At 66.9% G+C, this 2,207-nt stretch carries 3 protein-coding genes; 2 read left to right on the top strand and 1 reads right to left on the bottom strand.

Annotated elements, in window-relative coordinates:
* On the top strand, window positions 1-861 hold an 861-nt coding region (locus ABD378_RS43735), incomplete at its 5' end, for a DMT family transporter (protein WP_344531058.1).
* Here the strand turns inward: ABD378_RS43735 and ABD378_RS44310 are convergent.
* On the bottom strand, window positions 763-1,338 hold the full coding sequence (locus ABD378_RS44310) for a nitroreductase/quinone reductase family protein (protein WP_386542638.1): 576 nt from the start codon (window positions 1,336-1,338) through the stop codon (window positions 763-765). The two genes, ABD378_RS43735 and ABD378_RS44310, sit on opposite strands and share 99 nt — an antisense overlap.
* Before the next feature lie 235 nt (window positions 1,339-1,573).
* Between ABD378_RS44310 and ABD378_RS43730 the strand changes: the two genes are divergently transcribed.
* On the top strand, window positions 1,574-2,207 hold a 634-nt coding region (locus ABD378_RS43730), incomplete at its 3' end, for a 2-oxoacid:ferredoxin oxidoreductase family protein (protein ID WP_344531056.1).

Here is a 2,207-nt window from a genome sequence, read left to right as displayed (position 1 = left end):
CCGGCGCTGAAGGCCCTGGGGACGACCGGGCTCACGGCCGTTCAGATCATCCAGGTCCGGGCGCTCGTGGGAGCCGCACTTCTGATGCTCGTCGCCGCGACCGTGCACCGCGGATGCCTGCGTGTGCGGGCGCGCGACGTGTGGCTGGTCCTGCTGTACGGCGCCATCAGCCTCGCCCTGAACCAGGTCGCGTTCACCATGTCCCTGGCACGACTCCCGGTGGGCGTGGCTCTGCTGGTGGAATACCTGTCCCCGCTGCTGGTCGCACTCTGGGTACGGCTCGTCCAGCGCAAACAGATCTCCGGCCTGGTGTGGGCGGGGATCGCACTCACCCTCATCGGCTTGTCCCTCACCGGGAGAGTGTGGTCCGGTGGCGGCTTGGACGGGCCAGGCCTAGGGCTGGCACTCCTGGCCGCGCTGACTCTGGCAAGCCGATTCCTGCTCGCCGAGCGAGGCCTGCGCAGCTACGAGCCGCTCGTCATGTCAGCCTGGGGCGCCACCGTGGGTGCCGCGACTCTCACGCTGGCCAACCTCTTCGACCCGTTCCCGCTCGATGCGCTGGGGCGCAGCGCCGTGCTGAACGACTGGACCGTCCCGGTCTGGGTGCTGGTGATCTGGGTGGGAGTGGTCGGCATGGCCGGCGGCCTGGCGCTCGGCGCCGCCGCCCAGCGCCGGCTCCCGCCGACCTCGGCCAGCCTCATGCTGACCCTGGAGGTGGTGGCCGGAGCCGTACTCGCCTACGTGGTGCTCGGCGAGGTGCTGTCACCGGAACAACTGGCCGGCTCCGCCATGATGCTTGCCGGAATCGTGCTGGCGCAGCTCGCCGTCCTGGGTCGCCCGCGTCCGCCCGGCGGCCGGTGAGTCGACGGGGAGACCACTGACCTCGAACACAGGGAAATCCGCAGCGATATGTTCGAAGCGGTCGAGCGGCGCATCGGGGTCCACCGGCACATGCGGCCGCGCACCGGGAGCTGCCCGCAAGTACTGCTTCATGATGGGGGCGCGGCTCTCCACCGGAAGCTCGTGAAGCCGGACATCGAAGTCCCGGCCGCGCCTGATCACAGCCTTCCCGCTCGCGGCACGCACATTGCGGACCCAGTTCGCGTTGGCTCCCAGCATCGAAACGACGTACCGCCTGTCCTCGAAGGACACCATCATCACGGGGAAAGCGATCGTCCTGCCGCTCGACCGTCCGCGAACGCACAGAGTGACACCGCCCCCGCGCCCGCGCGCAGAACCGTACTTCCATCTCCAGTAGCGGTTGAGCAGTCGGACCACTGCGCCGGGTCGGTCACCCTGGTATATCGACCGCTTCAGCCGGTACAAAAGGTGCAACATCCCTCCACTATGGACCACATGGGCCCCGTGATCCGGCAACGAACGTTCTACCGGCACCGTTGAGGCCCTCAACTGCGCATTCCAGCACCATCACACCGATGCTCTGCCACTGCACAAGTGCCTCTCTATCAGCGGTGCATAGCCTGTGAGCGGTGTACACCCCGCGCTGCAACGCGTACCTGCTGACGTGTCTGCCCGCGCTCGCGAACCAGTACTGACAGGAGCGGACACACTCATGGTCGAATCCACTGTCGTTGGTGCGACAGAGGCGCGTGAGAAGGATGTACGCCGTCTGGACCGGGTGATCATCCGCTTCGCGGGTGATTCCGGTGACGGTATGCAGCTCACCGGTGACCGGTTCACTTCGGAGACGGCGTCGTTCGGGAACGACCTCTCGACACTGCCGAACTTTCCGGCCGAGATCCGTGCTCCTGCCGGGACCCTGCCGGGCGTCTCGTCCTTTCAGCTGCATTTCGCCGACCACGACATCCTGACTCCGGGTGACGCGCCGAACGTGCTGGTGGCGATGAACCCGGCAGCACTGAAGGCGAACATCGCCGATGTGCCGCGGGGCGCGGAGATCATCGTCAACACGGACGAGTTCTCCAAACGGGCGATGCAGAAGGTCGGCTACGAGGTGTCGCCGCTGGAGGACGGCTCGATGGACGGCTACAGCGTGCATCCGGTGCCGCTGACGACGCTGACGGTCGAGGCGTTGAAGTCGCACGGCCTGTCGCGCAAGGATGCGGGGCGCAGCAAGAACATGTTCGCCCTGGGGTTGTTGTCGTGGATGTATCACCGGCCGACGGAGGGGACGGAGAAGTTCCTGCGGGCGAAGTTCGCGAAGAAGCCGGAGATCGCCGAGGCGA

The organism is Streptomyces rectiviolaceus (genome assembly GCF_039533825.1).
Classification (GTDB): Bacteria; Actinomycetota; Actinomycetes; order Streptomycetales; family Streptomycetaceae; genus Streptomyces; species Streptomyces rectiviolaceus.
Note: the sequence above shows the minus strand (reverse complement) of the source record. Positions and strands in the feature narration are given on the sequence as shown.